Origin of the sequence: Sorangium sp. So ce131 (assembly GCF_051519095.1) — a bacterium.
In the GTDB taxonomy this organism is placed as follows: domain Bacteria; phylum Myxococcota_A; class Polyangia; order Polyangiales; family Polyangiaceae; genus Sorangium.
This window is the reverse complement of the sequence record NZ_CP150455.1, coordinates 9,390,891-9,413,856: the sequence shown is the minus strand read 5'-3', so window position 1 is coordinate 9,413,856 and position 22,966 is coordinate 9,390,891. Positions and strand designations below refer to the sequence as shown.

Below are 22,966 nucleotides of genomic sequence, written 5' to 3'. Positions count from 1 at the left end.
GATGAACGACACCATAGTCCAGCGAGGCCGTCGAGCCTTCCGTTGGGCCACTCAAAATTACCATCGACGGCTTCTCCGGTGCTCTGGAGAGCACCCGCGCCACCTCCAGCGCGCGCGTGCGGGGCGTCACTTACGCCGATCGGCCCCGGCACGGCGCCCCCCGGAGCGGCCTCCCTCCCATGCCCGCTCCGCTCATGGCATCCTCTCCCTCACAAGCCGCCATGCACTTCGTCACGTACGCCCCGCCTCCCCCCCTCGGCCGCTTCATCTCCCTGCTCTGGTACTACGCCGCCCCCGAGCTCCCCGACCTGCTCGAGCGCGTGCTCCCCAACGGCTCGGTGAGCCTGCTCATCAACCTCGCCGAGGACGAGCTGCGCTGGTACGACGGCGACGGCGCCTCCCGCTGCCACCGCGTGAGCGGCGTCGCCCTCTGCGGCGCCCACGCCGAGCACTTCACGATCGACACGGCCGAGCAGCGGCTCATCGTCGGCGCCGAGTTCGCGCCGGGCGGCGCCTACTCGTTCTTCGGCCCCGAGGTCGAGGCGCTCGGCGGCGCCCACGTCTCGCTCGACGCGCTCTGGGGCCGCGAGGCCGCCCTCGTGCGCGAGCGTGTCCTCGAGGCGCCCACGCCGGACGCGAAGCTCCGCGCCCTCGGCGCCGCGCTCGCCGCGCGGCTCGACCGCAGCCGCGAGCGCGACCCCGCGGTCGCCTTCGCGCTCGCCGCGTTCGCCGACCCGGAGCGCGCGTACACGGTGGGCGACGTCACCGGGCAGCTCGGCATCCCCCCGAAGCGGTTCATCCGCAGCTTCACCGAGCAGGTCGGCCTCACCCCGAAGCGGTACTGCCGCGTGCGGCGCTTCCAGCAGGCGCTCACGGCCATCGAGCGCGGCGAGCGCGTCTCGTGGGCGGGCGTCGCGGCCGCGTGCGGCTACTACGATCAGGCGCACTTCATCCACGACTTCCGCGCGTTCGCGGGCCTGACCCCGACCGAGTACACGGCGCGGCGCCGCGAGCGCAACCACGTCCCGCTCGGGGGCTGAGCCGGCCGCCTCGTCCTCGCCGCCTCGTTTTTACAATACCCGCCCCGGCCCCGCGGCCATCTTGCTCCCCATGAGCAAGCGACCCAACCCCGCCCAGCCGTCCCCCTACCACACCGTCGTGCCGCACCTCGTCATCGCCGGCGCGCCCGACGCCATCGCGTTCTACAAGAAGGCGTTCGGCGCGACCGAGCGGTTTCGCCTCACGGATCCGAAGCTCGGCGGCGCGATCGTCTGCGCCGAGCTCGTCATCGGCGACTCCATCTTCAGCATCGCCGAGGAGACCCCCGAGTGGAACGCGCGCGGCCCGAAGTCGCTCGGCGGCACGCCGATCGTCCTCAACCTCAACGTCGACGACGCCGACGCGGTCGCGGCGCGCGCCGTCGAGGCGGGCGCGAAGGTCATCTACCCGATCCAGGACCAGTTCTACGGCCGCCGCGAGGGCAGGATCGAGGACCCCTTCGGGCACCAGTGGATCGTGTCGACCTTCCTCGAGGACGTCCCCGTCGAGGAGATGCAGGTGCGCATGGCGAAGTGGTGGGAGGAGCAGGGCCCGAGCGACGGCTGACGACCCGGCCCGCGCCCGCCCTCCACCACACCCCGCCGCCGCTCACGTCTGCGCGCCGGCGCGCTCGAGCAAGGCGACCACCGCGCCGTGGCTCCGCGCCGCCGCCAGGCTCCGCGGCGTCACCCCGCTCCGGGCGACGAACCCCGCGTCCGCGCCGCCGTCGAGCAGCGCCGCGACCGTCTCCGCGTCGCCCGAGCACGCCGCGTGGATCAGCGGCGTCTGCCCCCCGCCGTCGAGCGCGTCCGCGGCCGCGCCCGCCGCGAGCAGCGCCCGCACGATCGCGGCGCGCCCGGCGCCGGCCGCGAGGTGCAGCGCGATCTCGCGCTGCGCCGGCGAGAGCGCGCCCGCGCCGAGGAAGAGCTCGACCACCGCCGCGTGCCCGCCCAGCACCGCCTTCTCCGCGGCGAGCTCGACCGTCAGCGAGTCCACCGGCGCGCCCCCCTCCAGGAGCGCCGCGCGCGCCTCGGCGACGTCGCCCCCCTCGGCGGCGACCACGAGCCGCGCGGGCGCAGAGACCTGCTGGAACAGCTCGGCCCAGACCCCCACGTCCTCGCCGGCGCTGACGTCCCACGAGCGGACGCCACCCGACCCGGGGACCCTGAAGAAATAGCCCCTCATCCCCTCGTGGTGGCTGTACGCGTCGCGCCAGTACACGAGCGTATCCCCGGCGTTGAACTCGTCGCGGGGCGCGCGAAAAGACTTGCGCACGCGGTAAAGGGCGCCGAACTTGAACGGGTGCTCCATGCAGCCGAGCATAGACGAAGAGGCACCATGCTCCGCGTCCGATCCGCCGCACCCCTGTCCTTCGCGCTCGCGGCGCTCGCTGCGCTCTGGCCCGCGCCGGCCGGAGCCACGTACTCGATCGTGGCCGCCGACAAGGCCAGCCGGCAAGTCGGCGGCGCCGTCACCTCGTGTGTGACACCCATCGCGCCCAGCTTCCCGGAGGGGCTGGGCATCGTCTATGGCACATCGCCCGGACACGGGGTGATCGCGGCCCAGGCCTACCTCGACGCTCCCCGCTTCAGGGGCAAGACCCAGGCGATCGATCTGCTGTCGATGGACACCGACCCCGAGCACATCCTCTCCATCATCACCAGCAGGGACATCGATCCTTCACCCGAGGTGCGACAGTACGCCATCGTCGACCTCCTCGGGCGCGCCGCGGGGTACACGGGCGCGAGCGCGGACGACTACAAGGAAGACCGGCAGGGCTCGGTGGGCAGCTTCGTTTACTCGGTGCAGGGGAATCTGCTCACGAGCGGGCGCGTGCTCGACCAGGCGGCCGCCGCGTTCGAGGGAGACGGCTGCGACCTCGCGGACCGGTTGATGCGCGCCCTCGAGGCCGGCGGGCAGAACGGCGAGGGCGACCGCCGCTGCACCGGCCCGCACGGGATCCCCTCGGACAACGCCTTTCTCCAGGTCGATCGCGAAGGCGAGCCGGCCGGAAGTTACCTGAAGCTCGATGTGCTCGACCTCGTGGCGCAGAGCCCGCTGCCCGAGCTGCGCCGCCAGTTCGACGCCTGGCGCGCCGCGCACCCGTGCCCCGCGCCCGCCGCGGCCGACGCCGGCGAAAGCAGCAGCTCCGCCGCGACCGGGCTCGGCCCTCAGGGCACGAGCGAGCAGCCGAGCGGGTGTTGTCTTGCGTCCGGCACGGCCGGTCGCGCGCTCCTGCCGCCGCTCGCGCTGCTCGCGGCCGCGCTCGCCGCGTGGCGGCGCCGCGCTCGATAACGCGGTTCGGCGAGCTCAGGAGCGGAGTCCAGACGTTCGCCGCTCAACGTCGCTGAGCCCGCCAAGCATGCACGTTGCGTGCATGGAGTATGCGCGCGTGATGAGCGCAGGGAGATAAATCCCAGCCAAAGTGCACCAGCTGTGGCCAAGTGCCTCAAGCCGAGGCGCCGCGGGCGCGTGGGCGCCGGTGTGCAGCGGGTGGAGCATCTCTTGCAGTCTCGCGAGCGCGACCACTATCCAGGACTGGAGGTCAAGGTGGCACTTGATTTGATCAACGAGAGGGGTACTCCCCTCGACAAGCAGCAGTTCGACTGGCGCGAGCTCGTCGGCATCCCGCACAGCAAGCTGAACGATGACGCGTTCACCCGCGTCCGGATCATCTTGATGAACGGCATCGAGTCCGAGGCGGTGCGCTTCTCGCACGCGTGCGCGCGGATGAACGGCCCGCTCCAGCAGGAGCTCGCCCGCATCCGCCGCGTCGAGCATCACCAGCAGACGATGGTGAACTGGCTCCTGCCGGGCGATCTGTCCGTGCTCGAGACGACCATCGGGTTCGAGCAGGTGGCCATCGAGGTGACCGCGGCCGTCGCGCTGGCCGAGCCCGACGACTACCTGGCCCAGGTCTACCGGTTCGGGATGCTCGAGGACTTCGATCACCTGTACCGCTACTCGGCGCTGATGGACCGGGTGCACGGCAAGGACGCGAACAACATCCTGCAGTGTTACACGGACATCTGCCCCGGCCGGCCGACCAGCGTCGAGCACCGCCACCCCGACGACGACCTGCGGGCGCCCTACGACCGGAGGACGGCCAAGCCGCTCACCAAGCTCCACGCGCTCACGATCATGGCGTCCGAGCACCAGACGCACGACTACTACATGAACGTCGGCCCGACCTTCGCGGATCCGATGGCCCGGCAGCTCTACGCCGAGATCGCCTCGATCGAGGAGCAGCACGTCACGCAGTACGAGTCGATCATCGACCCGAACGAGAGCTGGATGGAGAAGTGGCTCCTCCACGAGGCGAACGAGGTCTACACGTACTACAGCTGTGCGAAGTCCGAGTCGAACCCCCGGATCCGGGCGATCTGGGAGCGGTTCGTCGATTACGAGCTCGGGCACCTGCGGCACGTGCGCGACCTGTTCGAGCGGATCGAGAAGCGCGACTCGGCGGAGCTCCTGCCGGCCGAGCTGCCCGATCCCATCGAGTTCGCGAGCCAGCGCGAGTTCGTGCGCCGCGTGCTGAAGGGCGAGGTGCACCTGCGCGCGGTGGGCAAGAACATCGTGGATCCGAGGCAGATCCCGGAGTCGCCGCAGACGCTCGCCTACCGCGATCGGCTCAACGCGAGCGGCTCGCCGTCCGAGGCGGTGGCCGCGGGGTACGTGTGGGTCCCGGGGACGGAGCTCTCGCTCCGCGCGGCCGCGAACGGCGCGAACGGGACGCACGCGAATGCCGCGAACGGTAATGGCGCGAACGGCAACGGAGCGAAGGCCCATCAGGTGAGGTCAGCATGAAGACCGAGACGACCGCTGGAATGAACCGGACCGGAATGGACATGTCGCCGATCGACGCGAAGGAGGTCATCGCGGGGGCGACGGTCATGCCGCCGAGCAGCGCGGGCGACGAGTCGGCGATCGCCAACGTCCTCGCGCACTACGCGCGCCGCGACGAGCGGGTCGGGACGATGCCGCCCCCCGGGACGCTCAAGGGCGCGGTGAAGACGGCGCTCCAGGCGCTGAAGGGCGAGGCGCCGCTCGTCCTGCTCGACAAGCTGGGCGAGCGCCTGGCCTTCGAGCGGGCCGGGAGCCGGCTATGGAACGCCGTGCTGGCGAAGTTCGACGCGCTCGGCTCGTTCGAGGGCGGCCCGACGCGCGAGGAGATCGAGCGGATCTACAAGGACGAGTCGGAGCATTTCCTGATGGTCGCCACGGTGATCCGCCACCTGGGCGCGGATCCGACGGCCGAGACGCCGCTTGCCGACGTGCACGGCGTCGCGTCCTGCGGCCTCATCAAGGTGGTCACGGATCCGAGGACCAACCTGGCCGACGCGCTGGAGGCGATGCTCGTCGCCGAGCTCACCGACAACGACGCGTGGGACGTGCTCATCGATCTCGTCCAGGGCCTGAACGACCCGAACGTCGTGGCGCAGTTCCAGGCGGCGCGCGCCGCCGAGGCGCGGCACCTCATGCAGGTGCGGACCTGGATCAAGGCGTCCCTCAAGGCCAGGGCGGAGGGCAACGGCCTGATGGCGAGCGCGTGATCGCGCGCTGAGCCACGCCCCTTCCGCGTCCCCCGCCTCTCCGCTGCGCTCCCCGGCAGCGCTCCAACTCGGTTGTTCTCCACGACATCAACGGCTGGTCACGGATTGGCGCCGTCAGCAGATCAGACCGGCGCGCTCGGCTCGCCGGCGCCTTCGGCTCCCGCCTCCGTCGCCGGCGGCACGGCCGGCACGGCCGGCGCGCCGCTCGTCGTATCGACCTTGGCCCCGCCCTGCGCCCTCCGCGCGGCGCCCTCGCGGTGGGCGTCGAGCGGGCGCAGCGCCTTTCTGACGGCCTCGATCGTCGCGGGATCGTCTTCATCGGCCATGCCGGCGACCTTTGTCGCGTAGCTCACGATCGCAAACTGGATGGCGCGCACGACCGCGGCGAGGTTCGACGTCGCGGTGACCTCTTTCTGCAGCTTGTCGCGCACCATCGTGTCGTAGCGCGGCAGGACGTTGCCGATCTGCTGGAGGAACTCGGGCCCGGCGAGCGCGTCGATCTCCCCCTGGAGATTCGCCTCCTGGATGTGCTCGACGATGGAGGCCATGACGGTGTTCTGCACGGAGTACTCGGCGGTCAGGAACGCGAGCCCGTCATCGCCGAAGAGCTCCTTGACGAGCTCCCCTGCGCGCCGCGCCCCGGGGAAGCGCTCGGCCGGCAGCATCGAATAGGCGACGAGGCGCATGCGTAGCGCCCCGAAGCTCCCGTCGGCCTCGCGGTCGAGGACCCGGCTGTCCTCCTCGGTGAGCGCGCCGTTCTCGCGCCGGCGGGCGGTGAGCGCCTTCTGGCCTGCCTCGGCGGCGGCCTTCAGCTTAGTGCACGCCTTGCCGACGTTCTCGGGCGCCGCCTCCGGACAGGCTGCGACCAGCGCATTGGCGAGGGTCACGCCGTTGGCGATGTTGATGATCGGGGCGCGGACGTAAACGGATGCATCGAACGGTTGGTCCATCGTGCGACATTATGAAGGCGACTGTCTTACGTCCAGCGCTTCTGCTGTCGCCAACGTGCTGTCGACTGCGCGGCTGTGCGGCGATGATGGAAAGGTGCTTCTCGGGCGAGGGGCGGAGTTGGACTGAGACGGGAAGAAAAGGCGAATCCATTCCCGGCCTTCGCTCCTTCGCGTGAGGGCGCTCCGGGCGATTCCGACCACGATCGCCTGTTGCGAGGGCAGGGGAGCGCGGCGAGAAATCGAGGTGGGCGCGAGCCGGGAATCTTTCAGGCTTGCCGGACGCCTCGCGCGCGCGCCGGGGATGCCCGGAGGCATCCAGGACGGGTCGCCGACGTGTTGGGGAGGCTCCGGGGGTTCGGCGACGGGTCGCCGACGTGTTGGGGAGGCTCCGGGGGTTCGGCGACGGGTCGCCGACGTGTTGGGGAGGCTCCGGGGGTTCGGCGACGGGTCGCCAACCTGCTCGGAGATGCCGCAGGGGTGCTCGGAACGGGTCGCCGCAGCGCCGGTGCAGGCCGATCGGCTTCTTTCGGAAGGTCGCCGACCCGTTCAACAGGCCGGAGGGCATCTCGGCGCGGGTGCTCGAGATGTTCCGCGGACCTCGAGGTATCGTGCGACCGCCAGGCCGGGTGTGGAGGGGCTCCCGCGTGGAAAGTTCCATGGTCGATGGCGGGTCGTGGTTTGTCGCTCCACCCGGCGCTGGTCGCATCCGGGCGCAACCTTCCGGCGCGTCCAGGGCGCCGGTGGCGGAAGTGTGAGCGGAGTCCCTTGCGCCCCCTCGTCCAGATCGCCGCCCGGTGGAGCCTTGCCGCAGGCTCGCTGCTGGTCGCGCCGGCGGCCCTCGGCCAGGTCCCGCCGGGCGGCACGCGCCTCGTCTACACGCGCGGCCCTGGTACGGAGGGCTGCCCCGACGAGCAGGCCCTCCGGGACGTCGTCGCGGCGCAGCTCGGAGGGACCGACCCGTTCCTGGCCGGCGATGGCCGGCGGGTGGAGGTGATCCTCGGGCGCAGCGGGCGCGAGATCACGGCGGAGATCGCGCTGTACGAGCGCGACGGCCGGCCGCTCGGCAGCCAGGTGATCACGAACGCCTCCTGCGGGGCGCTCGTGGAAGACGTGGGCACCGCCTTCGCCATCCTGCTGCTGCACCCGTCGCGGCCGGCGAAGGACCCTGAGCCGCCGCTCCCGGCGCCGTCCCCGGAGGCGCCCACCCCGCGGGCGCTGGCGGCGAATCCGCAGACAGCGCCGGAGCCGGTACCGCCGTGCCCACCCGCTCCCCCGGTTCGGTCCGCCCCGCGCCCGGGCCTGTCGTTCGGCTGGCCGCGCTTTCAGATCGGCGCGGGGGTGCTGCTCGCCGATAGCTTCGCGCCGGCCCTGGCGGTTGGGTTCTCCGGGCTCGCCAGCGTCCGATGGTCATCGTTCTCGCTCTCGCTGGAGGGGCACGCGCACCTTCCGGTCGCCGCCGAGCCGTACCGGGGTCGCCTCTTCGGCGTGTCCTCGCTGGGCGGCTCCGTTGTCCCCTGCGGACACGTGGCCTGGTTCTTCGGGTGCGCGCTCGTCACGGCGGGACGGGTGCGGCATTTCGGCATGGTCAACTTCGTCGGCGAGGCCGTCACGCCCTATACTGGGCTTGGGGTCCGTGGTGGGCTGGAGGTGTCGTTCTCGGACCACGTTGCCGGACAACTCACCAGCGACCTCGTGGCCAACGTCATGGCGCTGCGTCTTCATTTCCCGCAGGGGGCACCGTGGTCCGTGGCGACCACGGCCAGTGCCGCATCCTTCCGCCTCGTCGCTTCGTTCTGAGCCGCGTTCGATCTCAGGCCACCTCGGGCACGAGCGAGCCACGGGAGGCTTTGAGCGGGTGATCGCTCCCACCGCCCGGAGCTTCCTGCCTCAAGCAGGCACTGGATCATGGCGGCAGCAGAACGTGGCCGCTCCGATCAGCTCGACGTCGCCCGTCAAGTCACCGCCGGTGGGCTCGCAGCTTCCCGGGTCGAGGTGGACGACCTGCGCGGACTTGCTCCCGAGCGCTGTCCCAGGGACGACGCCGTTGCAGATCGGGGCCTCGGAGCTCACCACAACGCCGACGACGAACTGCGAGCACGCGCCATCGCTGAACGCGGACGCGAGGACGCTGCACGTCGCCCCGGCTGGCTCGGCGCAGGCGCACGGGGCGCAGCCGCGTGTGTCTTCAACGTCGGCGTAGAAGATGTGCCGGTCGGGGTAGGTTGCCGGGCACTCCTGTTCCCCTTCGTGATGGATGCACGTCAGGAATCCCTCGGGCGGCGCGGCATCCCCGGTCGGCGGTGCCGGGACACAGGTCATCCCGGGATCGGCGCACGGAGCAAAGGCAGTGCCAATGCACGCCCGCGCGAGGGTCGCGAAGCTCCCGGCCGCTCCGGGCTCCTGCGGTACTCCTGGTCCGTCCGCGATTCTCGGTGCGCAGCTTCCCGGGAGCACGCTGGGCGCCGGGATCTGGAGCGACTGCACACACGCCGCGCTGTCGCACATCTGCCCGGCGGCGATGGCGTCCGCCGAGGTGCACGCGCCGTCCCATCCGTCAGGGGCCGCGAACGATGTCTCGGGGGCGCCGGGGACATCGCAGGGAAAACCGGCATAGGCGCTCCACGCTGCCGGCAGCTCGCACGAGGCGTCCGGCGGGTCACACAGGCAGGCCGGGCACGGGTGCGGCGCCGCCGTGAAGTCGGCGTGGCCTTCATAACCGAGCGTGGGCGCGGCGGCGGGGCAACCCGGCGCTCGGTCTGGCGGGCCGATCCAGAGCAGCGCCGGCTCGGACCAGCCGAGCGGTGCTTGTGGCACGCACTGCCCTTGGCATGCCTCCGGCAGGACCGGATCGAGCCCCGGAAACGTCGTCGTGTCGAACCCGGCGTCCGCGTGCCCGCAGGCATCCCCGGCATCGCCGCAAGCGTCCCCATCGTCGCCAGCGTCCACGGGCTCTTCCGTGACGAGGCAGGGGCTATCTTTGAATCCAGGCACGGGGTCCCATGGGCAGGCCCACGCCTCCTCCCCGCTGCCACAGCCTGCGGCCAATGCGTAAAGCAGGAATGGCGCAGCACCGCAGGTCACCGCCATCATCATCTTCACGCGCCGATTCGGCTCGCCCATCGCCCTGTCTCCCTCGCCGATCGGCGAGCCACCATGTGTAAGGCTATCTGTGATAGTAGAGCACGACGCGAGCGCGGTGGGAAGTCCTCAGCGCCATGCGAAGGCTGAGCTCTACACCTCACGGGACGTGAGCCCGCGCTTTCTCGTGTTCGTCTGTACAGCCGACCATGTGTCGTCTCTGAGGTTGTTGTCGATTTGATGATAACTGGATCGTGTTCTCCGTAATGGTACGGAGCCGGAGCGCTTCCGGAACGCTGTCGGCGTTCGTCCCTGTACTGCGAACCGATGCCTGGAACCTCGCAGCTGGTCTCCTGCCCCGGCTCCCGCCGGGAGTCGCCTCATGCTGCAACGGGCGTCCTCTCGTCCGGTACGGCCCCTGGGCCGTCCAGGTTCGAGCCGCAGTACGTCCGGATCGCCAACGTCCACCACGAGGCCGCAGCTGTCCCTGCGCCGGCGATGAGGACCTCCGCCCAGCTTTTTCTGACTCCGCGGACGATTTCGCCACAGCCCAGGCCCCGTCCCGGGAATGCGCAACGATGAGCGAGTCACGATCCAGCCAACCCCCGCCGGCGCCCGAGCCCGACCCCGCCCTCGCCTCCGCGGCAGCGCCGCCCCGGCCGTCCTTCGAGGAGGTCTACAGCACCCTGTTCTCCTACGTCCTCCGGGTGCTCTGGCGGGTCGGCGTTCCGTCGCGCGACCTCCCCGACGTGGCCCACGAGGTGTTCCTGGTCGTCCACCGGCGCCTCGGGGACTACGACCCTCGGTTTGCCATGAAGTCGTGGGTGGCCGGCATCGCGTCGTACACCGCCATGCGCCACCTGCAGCTCGCCCGGAACCAGCGGGAGCTGCTCCTGCGCGACGACGCCGGGAGCATGGACATCGTGGACCCCGGGCTCGACCCGGAGCAGCGCCTCGCGCAGGCCGACACGCAGCGGATCGTCCGGGGGCTCATCCAGCGCATCCGCACCGAGAGCAACCGGCGGGCCATCTTCGTCCTGTACGAGATTGAGCACGTCGCCATGCGCGACATCGCCGAGGCGTTCCAGATCTCGGAGAACGCGGCATGGGACCGGCTGCGGCACGCCCGCAGGGAGTTCGTCGCCGCGGTCAGGCGGCTGAGCGCGCGCGATCGGGAGGCGCTCGGAATCCGCCGCGTGGGCTTCGTGGTCGCGCCGTTCGCCCTGGCAGAAGGGGCGCTGCTCCGCAGGGTCGGGGAGGCCGTGCTCGATTTTCCGGAAGCGTTCGGCGCGCTCGTATGGGCCCGGCTGCAGCCGCTCCTGGCCTCCGAGGGCGGCGCCGGGGGCGCGGTCGCCACCGCGGCGGCAGCGGCCGCCCCGGGTGCGCAGAGCTTCCCGCTCCGGCACGGCGCGGCGGAGGTCGTTCCAGCGAAGGAAGCGGAAGGCTCGGCGACGCGTCTCGCGCAGGCGGGCACCACGAGCGCGCGCGCGAAGCTCGCCGCGGCCGGCGCAGCGCTGTTCCTGGGCGGCGCCGGCGCGGGCGCAGGCGCGCTGTACGCGGTCCTCCCGCGCGCCGCCCCGACGGACGTCGCCCTGGCGCGCGACAGGGCCCCCGTCGCGCCGAGCATCCCGGGCGCGACGGCCGCGATCGCCGCGGTCCCGGCTGTTTCAGCGGCGGGGGGGCCGGCCCCCGCCGCCGCCACCGCTGCTGTCGGCGCGCCCAGGGCGGCCGTCGCGCCGCCGTCAGGCGCCTTCTCGCCGAGCGACGACATCGACATCCACCTGATCCAGCGCGCCGTCGCCGCGCTCGGGGCGGGAAACGCCGCCGAGGCGCTCGCGGCGCTCGATCGGCATGGGCGGCGCTACCCGCGCAGCCCGAGAGCTCAGCAGCGCGAGGCGCTGTCAATCAAGGCGCTCGCCCACGCCGGCCGGCGCGCCGAGGCCGCGGCGCGCGCCGCCCGGTTCCGCGAGATCTTTCCGGGGAGCGCGTACCTGGCCGCCATCGAGGACGCGCTGGTCGACCCGTGAGGACCGGACCGCGTTCCTCTCAGGACGCGCCGAGCAAGCGTGAGCGGACAAGGCCACACGGCATCACGACGAGCCGGGCGCCGCGAACGTGCGGCGCTCGATCCTCTTCGCCCAGCCGAGCTTGAGGCGGTCGAGCTCGGAGCGGACCTCGTCGACGAAGGCGCTCGCCGGCTCCGGCGCGGCGAGGACCGCGCGGCCGTTGTTCGCTGCGAGCGCAAGGTACACCTCGGCGGGACCGTGAGGATGAGCGTAGTTCAGGTAGATGCCTGCGCGTTCCCGATGGGAGCGTACATGCCTCGCGTGAAAGTCGTCCTTGATGCGCACGTCGAGGGCGCAGCGCGCGAGCAACGCCTCGATGAGGTTGAGCTCGTCCTTCTCCCGCGGGAGCTTCTGGTGAACGTACTGCTCCGTGAGCGCGTTCAGCTTGCGGACATACGGGGACAGCTCGGCCTTGTGGGTATACCGGATCGGCAGGATCGTGAACCCGGCCTTCGCTTCCTTCTGAAGCCTCGGCAGCGGCAGCTGCGCGTTGTGGGGCGCCAGCAGGATGCCTTGGAACTTGATCTTGCACGTCGCAGGCAGGCGCTCTGCCGCCTCCTTGTGGAGCATGTCGCGCAGCGCCCTGATCTGGTCGATGCCGTGCTCCAGGTTCTTCTGGTCGCGGCCCTTCATCTCGATGATGGTGCAGAGGCAGCGCTCGGACGTCACATGGATCGCCAGGTAGTCCGGCTTGATCCCGGCCGCCGGCATCAAGGGATCTCGCTTGCGGTCGATCGCGAAGAGCAGGCAGATACCGTCCTTCTTGACCACCGAGCTGATCTGGAACTGCACGCCGCTCTCGGGCGGGACGCTGCGCGTCGCCAGCCCACAGAACACGAGCAGGTTCTCGAGGAAGTTGAAGCGAGACCAGTCGAGCTTGTCCCCCTTGGCCGCGAGGAGGTCGCGCGGAGCCTTACTCTTCTTCGCCACGGCCCCGGTTCCTCTTCTCCCGGCTCCCCTTCTCGTCGATCGCGAAGAACTTCTGCTGGAGGTCGACGGAGACGTCGCTCAGCGTATCCCAGCGGACGCCGTAGTCAGGATCCTTGAGGGAGCGGAGCTCGCCGTCGCGCATCTCGTAGGCGCTGATCTTGGCCATGGGAAGGAAGGCGCGCTCGTCACCGAGGTAGAGCTCGGGAGCCTGGGCCTTGAGCCGGCGAGGGTGCTCGACGTCGCCGTGCGCCAGGTTGTTGAGATGCGCCATGATGTACGGGCTGTGCGTCGTGACGAGGACGCGCACCCCGAGGCTCACGAGGATGGCGAGCGCCTCGAGGAGGCGGGCCTGGGACTCCGGGTGCAGGCCCATCTCGGGCTCGTCGATGATGAGGAAGTCGTTGGGCGCCGCGCGGAAGCGGAGGTAAAGTAAGAGCGGCGCGAGCTGCTTGATCGACGAGGACGCGTTGTAGAGGTCGATGCTGAGGCCGCGCTTCACGTCGACCTTGATCTCCTGGCCGCCGAGGCGGGTCTGCTTGAAGCGCGTCTTGTTTCCGCGCTGGATCTTCTGTTCGATCTCATCGGCGAGGGCCTGGAAGGGGCCCTTGCCGCGCGCGGGCGGGCGGGCCGAGAGCTCGACGTCGGTGAGGAAGTCGAGGAAGTCCTCCACAGGCCTGGGATAGCGGACCTCGCCCTGCTCGCGGAGCAGATCGATCTGGCGTCTCGTAACGCTGCGCTTCGCGAAGATCTCCCGCTGCGCGTCCTTGAGGAGCTTGTAGCGCCTGTTCGCGAGCATCTTGTAGGTGATGATGAACGCGTTGCGCTCCGCGGGCAGGAGAAGCGGGTTAGGCAACAGCTCGCGAAGCACAGCATCTACGAAATTATACCAGTTGGGGTAGGCGGTCATCCCGCCTCTGTGAGTGTCGACTATCTGGACAACATCGTCCTCGAGCGAGATCGATGAGGGATCCTCCCATCGCTCGACAGCATGTTTTACGGCAGCTCGAATCTCGGTCGGTTCAATGTTCAGCGCGAGCGTGGTGGTCGAGAAGAGCTTGCCGCTGGAGTCCTGGAAGAAGGTGTCCAGTCCCTCCCGGAGCCGTTGCGCTCGCGCGTCGACGGTACGAGCGATGGTATCGTTGAAGCGTTTGTCAATGGGGATGCGCAGCGGGTCTGCTCGGAGGGAACGCGTCGGGAGAGCGCCACGAATGGTCCACGAATCTGCGTCGTGAGGAAACAGCCCGTACGTCGCATACGCGACGTACGTCTTCCCCGAGTTGTTGGGCCCGATGATCACCGTCAGCGGCGCAAGATCCAGCGTCGTCCGCTTGATCGTTCCCAGGTTCGAGAAGGTGATCTTCATCGGGTCGACGGCCTCCTTGAGGCTGCTCCTGGCTGAGCCGCGGGAGTCCGCGGCTGTTACCACGGGGTGATCACAGGGACCAGGACGGGCCGGCCGGCAAGACCCGCGCCGGGCCTCGAGGGAGCGGAGGAGGAATTCCAAGACGATCCTGGGATGTCAAGCCCAAAGAGCCCGCGCCCTGGGCCCCGCTGACACCGGATCGTGCCCCGATCCGACGCGCGCGCTCGCCCCCCCGCCGCCCGTGTCCGGCTAGACTCGGCGCAATGTTCTGGTTCGATGCCGTCCTTCTCGGGGTCCTCGAGGGCCTGACCGAGTTCCTCCCCGTCTCGTCCACCGGTCATCTCATCCTGCTCGGCGCGTGGCTCGGCCACGAGACCGAGGCGGCCAAGACGCTCGATATCGTGATCCAGCTCGGCGCCGTCCTGGCCGTGGTCGTCTATTTCCGGGCGCGCCTCGCCGACACCGCGCGCGGCATGCTCCGGCGCGATCCCGAGAGCCTCCGCCTCGCGCTCGCCCTCGCGTTCGCCTTCTTCCCCGCCGCGCTGGTCGGCCTGCTCTTCCACAAGGCCATCAAGGCGTACCTCTTCGGCCCCGGGCCCGTGGCGGTCGCGCTCATCGTCGGCGGCGCCGTGATGATCGCCGTCGAGGCGGTCCGCGCGCGGCGGCCCGCGCCGGGCGCCAGCCGCCTCGAGGACGTCACGCTCCAGCGCGCGTTCGCGATCGGCCTCGCGCAGTGCTTCTCGCTCTGGCCGGGCGCGTCGCGCTCGATGACCACCATCGTCGGCGGTCAGCTCTCCGGCCTCACCACCGCCGCGGCCGCCGAGTTCTCGTTCCTGCTCGCCATCCCGACGCTCGGCGCCGCGACCGTCTTCGACCTCGCCAAGAACGGCGGCGCGCTGCTCGACGCGCCCGGCGGCGCCACCGCCCTCGCCGTCGGGCTCGCCGTCTCCTTCGTGGTCGCCCTGCTCGTGATCGCCGTCTTCCTCCGCTACCTCAAGCGCTTCGGCCTCGCGCCGTTCGGCTGGTACCGCATCGCGCTCGGCGCCCTCGTCCTCTGGCTCTGGCTCGCGCACAGCGCCGCCCCCGTCGCGCCCGGCGCCGTGACGAGCGAGCCCACACCCCAGGACCCCGCCGCCACAGCCGAGCTCGCGGCGCGCTGAGGCGCGCCGCTGCGCGCCGCTGCGCCGTCCGCCGCGTCAGAGCCTCCCGTACGCGTACAGCCAGCGGGCCGTCGTCCGCCCCGCGTTGCGCACCGTGTGCACCACGCCGGCCGGGATCTCGATCTCCTCGCCGATGCGGGGCACCACCTTCCGGCCCCCGAGCCCCAGCTCCAGCTCGCCTTCGAGCACCATCAAGAGCTCATCTTCACCGTGAACATAGTCCTTCCACACCCGGCCCGGTGGATCGGTCCAGAGCCCCCCGTGGAAGCCGCGCGCTCGCCAGCGCTCCAGCACGTCATCGCGCATCGCCGTATCCATGGGGTTCATCCTGCACGAGGCCCAGCGGACCGTCGCGCCCTCCTCGCGGCGCCGGGTCCACCCGTCGCCAGCGCACGTCGTCTCACGTTCGCGGCTTGACTTCTCCGCGCCAGCCGGACGCGAGCGATCAAACACGGGCGCGGCGGCGCGCTCTCGCTCGCTGACGGCACCGATTGCGGCTCAAAAGAGAAAGACGGAACGGCAGGCTTGCGGTGGGAGCCTCGCCGGGCTAGGTTGCTCTCCCTCACGAACGTCCCTGGCCCTCGACACGACGCTTTCCCTCTTCCCTCGCCCACGAGGGAGACTGCAGCGCGCTCGGACGACTGGACGACGCACCGTGTGCTTGCGCGGACGTTCCGCGCGGCACGTCTCCGTTCGATCCGCTACGGCTTCATCGGATGGCAGGCCGAGAGCGCCTTCTGGCGCAACAGAAAGCCGTAAGTCAAGCAGGATCCCATGGGAAATCGTCTCTACGTAGGAAATCTTTCGTTCAGCACCACCCGCGAGACGCTCGAGTCCGCGTTCGCCGCGGCCGGCGAGGTCCGTGAGATCGCGATGCCGACCGATCGCGAGACGGGGCAGCCGCGCGGCTTCGCGTTCGTGACGATGGGCTCGGCCCAGGCCGCGAACAGCGCGATTTCGCAGCTCAACGGCTCCGTCCTCGACGGCCGCGCGCTCAAGGTCAACGAGGCGCAGGAGCGCCCGGCCCGCGGCTTCGGCGGCGGCGGCGGCGGTGGTGGCGGCTACGGCGGTGGCGGTGGTGGCGGCTACGGCGGTGGCGGCGGCTACGGCGGCGGCGGTGGCGGCCGCGGCGGCCGCGGCGGCGGCGGGCGCGACCGGTACTGATCTCGCTCGCGGCGCGGCGGCGCTCACGCGTCGCCGCGCCTGTCTCTGCTTCGTCGTATCCGTCTCACCTCGTCACTGATCTCGCTCGCGGCGCGGCGGCGCTCGCGCGTCGCCGCGCCTGTCTCTGAAAACGCGCCGGATGGCGCCGAAAGGCCTGGTTCCGCATGCAGAAGCAGGGAGCGTTGAAGCGGCAGAAGGAACGCGCACGCCAGGAAAAGCAGCGCGAGAAAGACGCAAATCGCCTCGCGCGCCGCAGGGAGAAGGAACCCCAGGCGAGCGGTGCGCCGGGAGAAGACCCGGACATCGCAGGGATCGTCCCGGGCCCCCAGCCGCCGGCCGTCGAGTGAACCGCGCTCCAGCGAGCGAAGGCGCTGTGAGCGCCCCGTCCGGGCCGGACACCGATGCTGAAGGCTCGGCCCAGACGGACGCGCGGCGCACGTTCATCGAACAGAGCGCCGTCGCGCTGGGTCAAACGTGGGCCAGCCGGTGGCGACAAGATCTCCACCGGGAAGGCCGCCCCGTCGCCGGCGGATGGCCCGGCACGCTGCGGGAAGCGCGGCTCCAGGTAGAGAACACCCTCCCCGGCGAGCTGCGTCACCGCAAGATGTCCCCCATCACCGGCGTGGAGCGCGAGCTCGCCGCCCGGACCGCCTACGCGAGCGCCCGCGTCGAATGGCGCAGGCACCTCGAGCCCGAGGCGCCGTAAACTCCGCCTGACGACCTGCTGCGTGGCTCGATCATCCGTCGAGCTCGCTCGCGATACGTCCCTCCGGAAGCGCACGTGCCGGCGGGCCGCGGCGAGGTCCCGTCGACCACCGGCCCGGGAGGCGCGGCGGGCTCACCAGGGAGGCGCCGTCGGCTCAGGAGACGTCCGGGAGCGGCCGGTACGTGGCCGTCGCCGTGTACCGGAGCACCCTGGAGCAGAAATCGCCGCCGCAGCTCCCGCGACAGACCGTCTCGCCCTCGAAGCGCGGGGTGCGCGAGGTGAGGGCGGCCAGGATCTGCTGGGTGGCATCGTAGCCGCCATTGCTGCACGACGAGTACGAGCACGGCATCTCGAACAGCGCATGTGCGTGCTCGACGACGACACGGCGGATGTACTGCGTGTCGTTCGTGCTCCCGTTGGACCGGGTCTCGCGAATGTCCAGGCTCAGGCTCGCCAGGTCCGGAACCTTCTGGAGGAGCTTGCCAGCCGCCTCTTCGCGCTTCCCACGGAGGAGCATCCGCTCCTCGCGCTCGACGTTCCTGCGGCGATTCGCTGAATACATCTACCACCTCTGCCCTGTCGCGCAGGAATGCACCTCGCCCCTGCATCCTCAGTATAGCGCACAGGTTGGGTCGGCGCTTGCATAATCTGGGCTCAGCCGGCAGGTGTCGCCCCGCGAGAGCCGCGGTGTGGTCGCCGCGCGACGTGGGGTGATTTCATCTCACGCTCCCTCCCATGCTCGCGTGGGCTCACGCGTGCATCCGCCGAGGACACCCGATCGCCGAACAGCTCGCCGCGCCGGAGGCCGAGCGCGACGAGCCCGCCCGTCGCGGTCCCTCTCGCGCAATTCGCGTGAGAACCCGAGGGCGCTGACCGGAATGCGGTGTGAATCGCCGTTTCGGCCAGCCGTGTCGATCTACGTCCGATCTGCAGCCGGAGATCGCTTCCATTGCCGTGGACCGGCCTTATGCATCTCTTGTCATGTACTCGGAAGCTCTGAGCGACCCGTCGCGGTCGCCTCGCGGGGAGACGAAGGCCGACGACGACGAGGTGGAGCGGCTCTCGCGCGCGCTCGCGCTCGCGGAAGGTGCGCCTCTGCCCGCCCGCTTCGGCCGTGTGTTTGCCGGGACCGCGGGGTGGACCGACCCTACCCTGGTGAAGAGCCAGCGATTCTACCCGAAGGGCGTGTCGAGCCCGGAGCAGCGGCTCAGGTTCTACGGGTCCCAGTTCCCGGTGGTCGAGGTCAACTCGAGTTACTACGCGCTCCCCAGCCCGGCGCTCGCGGAGCAGTGGGTCCAGCGGACGGCGCCCGATTTCGTGTTCAACATGAAGGCGTTCGCGCCGCTCACGCGCCATCCGGTGGAGCCCGCCCGGCTCCCCGCGGACGTCCAGCGCGCCCTGCCCGCGGCGCTCGTCGACAAGCGGCGGCTCTATCCCGAGGACCTGCCGGGCGAGGTCGCCGACCTCCTCTGGGAGCGCTTCCGGCGGGCGCTCTCGCCGCTGCGTCAGGCGCACAAGCTCGGGTACGTGCTCTTCCAGTTCCCTCCGTGGTTCACGGCCACGCGCGGCAACGTGCGCGTCATCGAGGACTGCCGCGCGCGCATGGACGGGCTCCCTTTCGCCGTCGAGCTCCGGCACGCCTCCTGGGGTGCGCCCGACCGCATCGAGCGCGTCGCCGGCTTCCTGCGGGAGATCGGCGCCTTCTATGTCAACGTCGACGAGCCGCAGGGCAAGGCGAACAGCATGCCGGCGACCACCCTCGTCGCCGATCCGCGCCTCGCGGTGGTGCGCTTCCACGGCCGGCGCGCGGCGACATGGGATGTTTCGGTCAGCGTCTCCGAGAAGTTCCGGTACATTTACGATCCAGCGGAGCTCGAGCCGTGGGCCGAGGCGGTCGAGCGGCTTGCCGGCGAGGCGGAGCGCGTGCACGTCATCTTCAACAACTGCGTGTCCGACTACGCGGTGCTCGGGGCCAAGGGGCTGACAGCGCTGCTCGCCCAGAGGGCCGCCCGCCAGGTCGACGCGGCGGAGTAGCCCGGCGTCGCCTCCACGGGTGTTGCGTCGAGGTGCCCATCGGCGAGCCCGGCGCTGCGCCGCGGGGCGCGGCGGCTATCGCGTTGATCGAGCGAGAGATGAGACGCCAAGAACGCCAAGAGCGCCAAGAACGCCAAGATGATATCTTTTTCTTGGCGTCCTTGGCGTCCTTGGCGTCCTTGGCGTCCTTGGCGTCCTTGGCGTCCTTGGCGTCCTTGGCGTCCTTGGCGTCCTTGGCGTCCTTGGCGTTTCGAAATTCTGCTCGTTTCAAGCGCTTCAACCCGGTTGTCGGTCTAGACGCTAGCCTCTGATGCATTGATTTTTGCGACGCTCTCCGTCTCAGCCGTCGTTGCTGACGGACGCATGATGCAAGAGGCAACGCCGGTGACGACCCCATAGAGAGTGCCAGGCGGCGATCGTTTCGACGGTTCGCAGAGCCCTGGCGACGCAAGCTGCGGACGAGGCCGGTTGAGCGTGAAGGTGCCAGGCGGTACGACCTCCAGCCTACGCCCGGGGGTGAGGAGCACGAGGAGAAGCGGCCGCCGTTCCGGGGTAGGCTCCGCCGCGATGAGCCAGCCCCGAGCGGCGGGTGCTCCCCGCCTCGCAGCGCCGACCCGAAGGCCCGAGCGCGCCGCCGCGCTCCTCGCCGCGCTCGCGCTCGCCGGCTGCGGCAGCGCGCCGCCCCGCGCCACGCCGGGGGAGCGCCGCGCGCCCGCGCCGCCGGCCGGGTCGCCCCCGCCAGACGCCGCGCCCGCCCGCTGGATCGACGCGAGCGGGGCGACCGCGGTCGGGCCCCGGGTCGCCGGCGGCACGATCGCGCTGCTCGGCGGCCGGCGCGTCCTCGTCGCCGACGACGGCGCGGTGCGGCCGGAGACCGCGCCGTGCCCCGAGCCCCTCCTGGAGCTCGCCGTCGTGCCCGCCGCCGCAGGCGCGCGGCTCGTCGGGCGCGGGGTCCACGGCGTGTACCGCTTCGACGACCCGCTCGGCACACCCGCGCTGCTCGCCCGGTCCGAGACCGAGATCCTGCGCATCGGCGGCGGGCCCTCCGCGGTCGCCGTCTGGGACGCGAGCTCCGACCTCCCGAGCTTCCTCGACGTCGACACAGGGCAGCCGCGGGCGCTCCCGGGCCTGCCCGCGCTGCCGCTCCGCGCGATCGCGTTCCGCGACCTCCAGCAGGGGGCCGGGCTCTTCGAGGCGGCAGGGCTCGCGGTCACGGCCGACGGCGGCGCGACCTGGCGCCTCGTCGCCCCGGCGCCGACCGGGGGCGCGCAGCAGGGCGACGGTCCGGCCGCGGCGCTCCGCATCTCCGGGCTACGCCTGCGCGACGGCGAGCTCATCGCGTCGTCGCAGGGCGCGACCCTGCCGGCCGAGGCGCGGGAGGCGCTCGTCCAGGTCGCCGAGGCGCGGCTCGCGCCGGCGCCGCCCCGCAGCGCGCCCGGGCCCGGCGCGGGCGCGCCGCTGCTCCGCTGGATCCACGAGACCGGGCGCGATCCGCTGGAGGCCGCGATCGCGAGCGGCGCCGCCGCGGGGGCGGGCGAGGCCATCGCCGCGAGCCACGGCCTGCTCGCCCGCGTGGACCTCGGCTCCGGCACGCTGCGCGCGCTCGACCCCATCGGCCGCGGCAGCTGGGTGAGCGCCTGCGGCGTCGGCCGGGCCGGGCGCGCGGCGTGGGTGGCGTGCGCGCTCGGCGAGCAGGCCTCCGACACGCTCCATGACCCCTTCGGCGTGCTGGAGGTCGCGCTCGCCGGCGGGCCCCCGGCCGTGGCCGGGCCTCCGGCCGTCCTGCGGAGCGGCGAGGCGGAGCTCCGGGTGTCCCCGAGCGGCGGCGCGATGCTGCTCGCCCCGTGCGACGCGGACGAGGAAGGCACCGCGTGCGTGCGCCAGCCGGGAGGGCGGTGGATCACGGTCCACCCGGGCGCCGACATCCGCTGGCGCGGCGCGGGCCCGCTCGCCGACGGCCGGATCGCGATCGTGCGCGGGCTCTGGGACAGCGACCGCGCGCCGCGCGAGGACGGGGACCCGCCGCCGCGCGGCGAAGGCGCCGGCGAGCGCGCGGCGGGCGTCGATGGCGGGCCGCACATCGCCGTGATCGACGCCCGGGGGAGGGAGCAGCCGCTGATCCCGCTCGGGTGGCTGCGCGGCGACGGCGGCGACATCCATGTGGTCAGCCCCATCGAGGAGGGGAGCGACCGCGCCCTGTCCTTCGTGGTGGCCGGCGAGGGCGGCGAGCTCACCGCCGTCGTCCTGCCGCCGGGCGGGGACCCGTCGCGGGTCCGCCTGGGCGGCGCCGCGCACGCGGTGATCCACGCCGGCCACGGCGTCGCCGTCGGCGAGCGGCAGGTGCTCGCGTCGACCGACGCCGGGCGCACGTGGGCGCCCGTCGAGACGCCGGCCCGCGTGGCGGAGGCGGTCGCCCACCTCGGCGATCTGCTCGACGAGCCCGGGGTGCTCGCGGTCAACGAGGTCGGCCTCAAGATCGACGCCCACCTCCGCGTCGGCTGGGGGCCGGCGCAACCCGGCGGCGCCGCGCCGCCCGACGCCGCCGCGCCGCCCGGCGCCGGCGCGCCCCCCGCCGACCCGGCGCAGCCGGCCGGGCCCCTCCTGCCGCAGCGCCCGGAGCCCGCGCGCCCGGAGCGCGCGCTCGCCTGCACCACGCAGCCGGGGCCGCCGCCGGCGCCGCCGGGCGTGCCGCCGCCGAGCACCGCGCAGGAGATGCTCGAGATCGTCACGAAGGACGCGAAGCCCGCGTCGAACGGCGAGCGGCGCCTCTCGTCGGTGAGCGATCGGCGCTGGGGCATGCTCTCCACCGTCGCCGCGCTCGAGGTGCACGCGCCCGCCGTCGCGGCCGGGCGCGCCGGCCCGACGGACCACGCCGCGCGCGCGCCCAGGGCGACATGGACGCTGCGCTGGCTGGACCCCACCGAGCTCCAGGGCCGGGTGCGCTCGTGGACGGGCCCCGCCCCGGAGGGCGTCGGCCGCGACGTGGTCCTCGTGCGGTTCGCGGCGCTCGGCGACCGCATCCTCTTCGGGGTGCGCGCCGCGGGCCGCGACCTGCTGATCCGCGCGAGGCCAGGGCGCGGCGCCGAGGTCGCCGAGGTGCCGCAGGAGCTGATGCCCGAGGCGGAGGTCGCGCTCGGCGAGGAGCCCGACGGGCCCATCGCGTGGCTCCGCGACACGTCGCTCGTCGTCTGGTCGTCCGGCGGCGCCCCGCGGCCGATCGCCTCGCTCGCGAGCCGCGGCGCGCGCTCGCTCGGGCAGCCGACGCGCGACGGCGTCCCGCTGCTGCTCAGCTTCCGCGATCTGGCGCTCAGCCGCACGGTGCCGATCCCGCCGCTTGAGCGGGGCGCGGCGGGCGCGGCGGGGATGCCCGCGCCCGCGAAGGCCCCGGCGCCCGCGCCCGCGAAGGCCCCGGCGCCCGCGCCCGCGAAGGCCCCGGCGCCCGCGCCGCCGGCGGGCGCGGCGGTTGCGGCGGGCGCGGCGGCGTCGCCCGCGAAGGCCCCGCCGCTCCTGCCGCTCGACGGCTGGGACGTCGTGCCGAACGTCCGCCGCGAGCTCACCCGCCTGCCGGCGTGCGGCGCGCGGCCCCGCGGCGCGCGCTTCCTGCTGGATCGCGCGAGCGCCCCCGCGACCGTCGACGGCCACGCCGCGGTCGCGCGCGCGGCGGTGTATGACGTCCGTGTGTCGGGAGGTGACGCTTGCGTGGCGAAGATCGCCGCGCTGATCGAGCCCGAGGCGCGGCCCGAGCGGCCGCCGGGCGCCGCGGCCGGCCCGGGCCCGCTCGCGTTCGTGCGCGCGGATTTCGCGGCCCGCCGCGCCGAAGGCGGCGCGCGCGGGCCCGGCGGCGCGGCGCGCCGGCTCGCGTGCTCGCTGCCGCTCCGCCCGTGAGCCCAGCCCGGCGCCGCCCCGAGGCGAGGAGCTTCA

General features: G+C 72.1%; 20 protein-coding genes. 13 read left to right on the top strand and 7 right to left on the bottom strand.

Annotated elements, in window-relative coordinates; genetic code table 11:
• The first annotated feature begins 221 nt into the window (after nucleotides 1–221).
• Together WMF43_RS34055 and WMF43_RS34050 are read left to right on the top strand one after the other, a co-directional pair.
• Entirely contained in the window at nucleotides 222–1,040 is an 819-nt protein-coding gene (locus WMF43_RS34055) for a helix-turn-helix domain-containing protein (protein ID WP_437671093.1), read from the top strand.
• A 70-nt stretch (nucleotides 1,041–1,110) separates the two neighbouring features.
• Nucleotides 1,111–1,605: a VOC family protein gene (locus WMF43_RS34050; protein ID WP_437671092.1), complete on the top strand. Its 495-nt coding sequence runs from the start codon at nucleotides 1,111–1,113 to the stop codon at nucleotides 1,603–1,605.
• Between the two features lie 42 nt (nucleotides 1,606–1,647).
• Here WMF43_RS34050 and WMF43_RS34045 read toward each other — a convergent pair whose 3' ends face one another.
• A complete protein-coding gene (locus tag WMF43_RS34045; protein ID WP_437671091.1) occupies nucleotides 1,648–2,349 on the bottom strand; it encodes an ankyrin repeat domain-containing protein in 702 nt (233 codons plus the stop codon).
• Between the two features lie 27 nt (nucleotides 2,350–2,376).
• Between WMF43_RS34045 and WMF43_RS34040 the strand changes: the two genes are divergently transcribed.
• From WMF43_RS34040 to WMF43_RS34030, 3 genes are all read left to right on the top strand, one after another.
• Entirely contained in the window at nucleotides 2,377–3,333 is a 957-nt protein-coding gene (locus tag WMF43_RS34040; RefSeq protein ID WP_437671090.1) for a DUF1028 domain-containing protein, read from the top strand.
• Nucleotides 3,334–3,588: 255 nt separating this feature from the next.
• Entirely contained in the window at nucleotides 3,589–4,848 is a 1,260-nt protein-coding gene (locus WMF43_RS34035) for a hypothetical protein (RefSeq protein WP_437671089.1), read from the top strand.
• The gene (locus WMF43_RS34030) at nucleotides 4,845–5,594 is read left to right on the top strand and encodes a ferritin-like domain-containing protein (RefSeq protein ID WP_437671088.1); all 750 of its coding nucleotides are present in this window, start codon (nucleotides 4,845–4,847) and stop codon (nucleotides 5,592–5,594) included. The genes WMF43_RS34035 and WMF43_RS34030 overlap by 4 nt, the downstream gene beginning before the upstream one ends.
• A gap of 122 nt (nucleotides 5,595–5,716) precedes the next feature.
• Here WMF43_RS34030 and WMF43_RS34025 read toward each other — a convergent pair whose 3' ends face one another.
• A complete protein-coding gene (locus WMF43_RS34025; RefSeq protein ID WP_437671087.1) occupies nucleotides 5,717–6,544 on the bottom strand; it encodes a hypothetical protein in 828 nt (275 codons plus the stop codon).
• 765 nt (nucleotides 6,545–7,309) lie between these two features.
• Between WMF43_RS34025 and WMF43_RS34020 the strand changes: the two genes are divergently transcribed.
• Nucleotides 7,310–8,341, top strand: coding sequence for a hypothetical protein (locus tag WMF43_RS34020; protein WP_437671086.1), 1,032 nt, complete (start codon nucleotides 7,310–7,312; stop codon nucleotides 8,339–8,341).
• A gap of 90 nt (nucleotides 8,342–8,431) precedes the next feature.
• Here the strand turns inward: WMF43_RS34020 and WMF43_RS34015 are convergent, their stop codons facing one another.
• The gene (locus WMF43_RS34015) at nucleotides 8,432–9,490 is read right to left on the bottom strand and encodes a hypothetical protein (protein ID WP_437671085.1); all 1,059 of its coding nucleotides are present in this window, start codon (nucleotides 9,488–9,490) and stop codon (nucleotides 8,432–8,434) included.
• A gap of 710 nt (nucleotides 9,491–10,200) precedes the next feature.
• Here WMF43_RS34015 and WMF43_RS34010 point away from each other — a divergent pair.
• Complete coding sequence (locus tag WMF43_RS34010) at nucleotides 10,201–11,649, top strand: RNA polymerase sigma factor (RefSeq protein ID WP_437671084.1); 1,449 nt, start codon at nucleotides 10,201–10,203, stop codon at nucleotides 11,647–11,649.
• A gap of 63 nt (nucleotides 11,650–11,712) precedes the next feature.
• Here the strand turns inward: WMF43_RS34010 and WMF43_RS34005 are convergent, their stop codons facing one another.
• Together WMF43_RS34005 and WMF43_RS34000 are read right to left on the bottom strand one after the other, a co-directional pair.
• Entirely contained in the window at nucleotides 11,713–12,618 is a 906-nt protein-coding gene (locus tag WMF43_RS34005; RefSeq protein ID WP_437671083.1) for a hypothetical protein, read from the bottom strand.
• The gene (locus tag WMF43_RS34000) at nucleotides 12,602–13,981 is read right to left on the bottom strand and encodes an AAA family ATPase (RefSeq protein WP_437671082.1); all 1,380 of its coding nucleotides are present in this window, start codon (nucleotides 13,979–13,981) and stop codon (nucleotides 12,602–12,604) included. The genes WMF43_RS34005 and WMF43_RS34000 overlap by 17 nt, the downstream gene beginning before the upstream one ends.
• Before the next feature lie 263 nt (nucleotides 13,982–14,244).
• Between WMF43_RS34000 and WMF43_RS33995 the strand changes: the two genes are divergently transcribed.
• Nucleotides 14,245–15,141 (top strand): undecaprenyl-diphosphate phosphatase, encoded by an 897-nt coding sequence (locus WMF43_RS33995; RefSeq protein ID WP_437671081.1) that lies wholly within the window; start codon nucleotides 14,245–14,247, stop codon nucleotides 15,139–15,141.
• Nucleotides 15,142–15,177: 36 nt separating this feature from the next.
• On the opposite strand, the gene WMF43_RS33990 is transcribed toward WMF43_RS33995, so the two are convergent.
• Nucleotides 15,178–15,459 carry a cupin domain-containing protein gene (locus WMF43_RS33990; protein WP_437671080.1) on the bottom strand — a complete coding sequence of 94 codons (282 nt, stop codon included), beginning with the start codon at nucleotides 15,457–15,459 and terminating at the stop codon, nucleotides 15,178–15,180.
• A gap of 456 nt (nucleotides 15,460–15,915) precedes the next feature.
• On the opposite strand from WMF43_RS33990, the gene WMF43_RS33985 reads away from it, so the two are divergent.
• The 3 genes from WMF43_RS33985 (at nucleotide 15,916) to WMF43_RS33975 (ending at nucleotide 17,011) form a co-directional block, all read left to right on the top strand.
• A complete protein-coding gene (locus WMF43_RS33985) occupies nucleotides 15,916–16,305 on the top strand; it encodes an RNA recognition motif domain-containing protein (protein ID WP_437671079.1) in 390 nt (129 codons plus the stop codon).
• A gap of 164 nt (nucleotides 16,306–16,469) precedes the next feature.
• The gene (locus tag WMF43_RS33980; protein ID WP_437671078.1) at nucleotides 16,470–16,652 is read left to right on the top strand and encodes a hypothetical protein; all 183 of its coding nucleotides are present in this window, start codon (nucleotides 16,470–16,472) and stop codon (nucleotides 16,650–16,652) included.
• A gap of 26 nt (nucleotides 16,653–16,678) precedes the next feature.
• Nucleotides 16,679–17,011 (top strand): hypothetical protein, encoded by a 333-nt coding sequence (locus WMF43_RS33975; RefSeq protein WP_437671077.1) that lies wholly within the window; start codon nucleotides 16,679–16,681, stop codon nucleotides 17,009–17,011.
• Nucleotides 17,012–17,165: 154 nt separating this feature from the next.
• On the opposite strand, the gene WMF43_RS33970 is transcribed toward WMF43_RS33975, so the two are convergent.
• Nucleotides 17,166–17,573 (bottom strand): hypothetical protein, encoded by a 408-nt coding sequence (locus WMF43_RS33970; protein ID WP_437671076.1) that lies wholly within the window; start codon nucleotides 17,571–17,573, stop codon nucleotides 17,166–17,168.
• Nucleotides 17,574–17,992: 419 nt separating this feature from the next.
• Here WMF43_RS33970 and WMF43_RS33965 point away from each other — a divergent pair, with 419 nt between their 5' ends.
• Nucleotides 17,993–19,045 carry a DUF72 domain-containing protein gene (locus tag WMF43_RS33965; protein ID WP_437671075.1) on the top strand — a complete coding sequence of 351 codons (1,053 nt, stop codon included), beginning with the start codon at nucleotides 17,993–17,995 and terminating at the stop codon, nucleotides 19,043–19,045.
• Between the two features lie 567 nt (nucleotides 19,046–19,612).
• The gene (locus tag WMF43_RS33960; RefSeq protein WP_437671074.1) at nucleotides 19,613–22,930 is read left to right on the top strand and encodes a hypothetical protein; all 3,318 of its coding nucleotides are present in this window, start codon (nucleotides 19,613–19,615) and stop codon (nucleotides 22,928–22,930) included.
• Nucleotides 22,931–22,966: the final 36 nt, after the last annotated feature.

Bases quoted from the DNA above. Each gene is read 5' to 3' on its own strand.
- WMF43_RS34055 (WP_437671093.1), top strand. From the start codon at position 222: ATGCACTTCGTCACGTACGCCCCGCCTCCCCCCCTCGGCCGCTTCATC.
- WMF43_RS34050 (WP_437671092.1), top strand. From the start codon at position 1,111: ATGAGCAAGCGACCCAACCCCGCCCAGCCGTCCCCCTACCACACCGTC.
- WMF43_RS34045 (WP_437671091.1), bottom strand. From the start codon at position 2,349: ATGGAGCACCCGTTCAAGTTCGGCGCCCTTTACCGCGTGCGCAAGTCT.
- WMF43_RS34040 (WP_437671090.1), top strand. From the start codon at position 2,377: ATGCTCCGCGTCCGATCCGCCGCACCCCTGTCCTTCGCGCTCGCGGCG.
- WMF43_RS34030 (WP_437671088.1), top strand. From the start codon at position 4,845: ATGAAGACCGAGACGACCGCTGGAATGAACCGGACCGGAATGGACATG.
- WMF43_RS34025 (WP_437671087.1), bottom strand. From the start codon at position 6,544: ATGGACCAACCGTTCGATGCATCCGTTTACGTCCGCGCCCCGATCATC.
- WMF43_RS34010 (WP_437671084.1), top strand. From the start codon at position 10,201: ATGAGCGAGTCACGATCCAGCCAACCCCCGCCGGCGCCCGAGCCCGAC.
- WMF43_RS34000 (WP_437671082.1), bottom strand. From the start codon at position 13,981: ATGAAGATCACCTTCTCGAACCTGGGAACGATCAAGCGGACGACGCTG.
- WMF43_RS33995 (WP_437671081.1), top strand. From the start codon at position 14,245: ATGTTCTGGTTCGATGCCGTCCTTCTCGGGGTCCTCGAGGGCCTGACC.
- WMF43_RS33990 (WP_437671080.1), bottom strand. From the start codon at position 15,459: ATGGATACGGCGATGCGCGATGACGTGCTGGAGCGCTGGCGAGCGCGC.
- WMF43_RS33985 (WP_437671079.1), top strand. From the start codon at position 15,916: ATGGGAAATCGTCTCTACGTAGGAAATCTTTCGTTCAGCACCACCCGC.
- WMF43_RS33980 (WP_437671078.1), top strand. From the start codon at position 16,470: ATGCAGAAGCAGGGAGCGTTGAAGCGGCAGAAGGAACGCGCACGCCAG.
- WMF43_RS33970 (WP_437671076.1), bottom strand. From the start codon at position 17,573: ATGTATTCAGCGAATCGCCGCAGGAACGTCGAGCGCGAGGAGCGGATG.
- WMF43_RS33965 (WP_437671075.1), top strand. From the start codon at position 17,993: ATGTACTCGGAAGCTCTGAGCGACCCGTCGCGGTCGCCTCGCGGGGAG.
- WMF43_RS33960 (WP_437671074.1), top strand. From the start codon at position 19,613: ATGAGCCAGCCCCGAGCGGCGGGTGCTCCCCGCCTCGCAGCGCCGACC.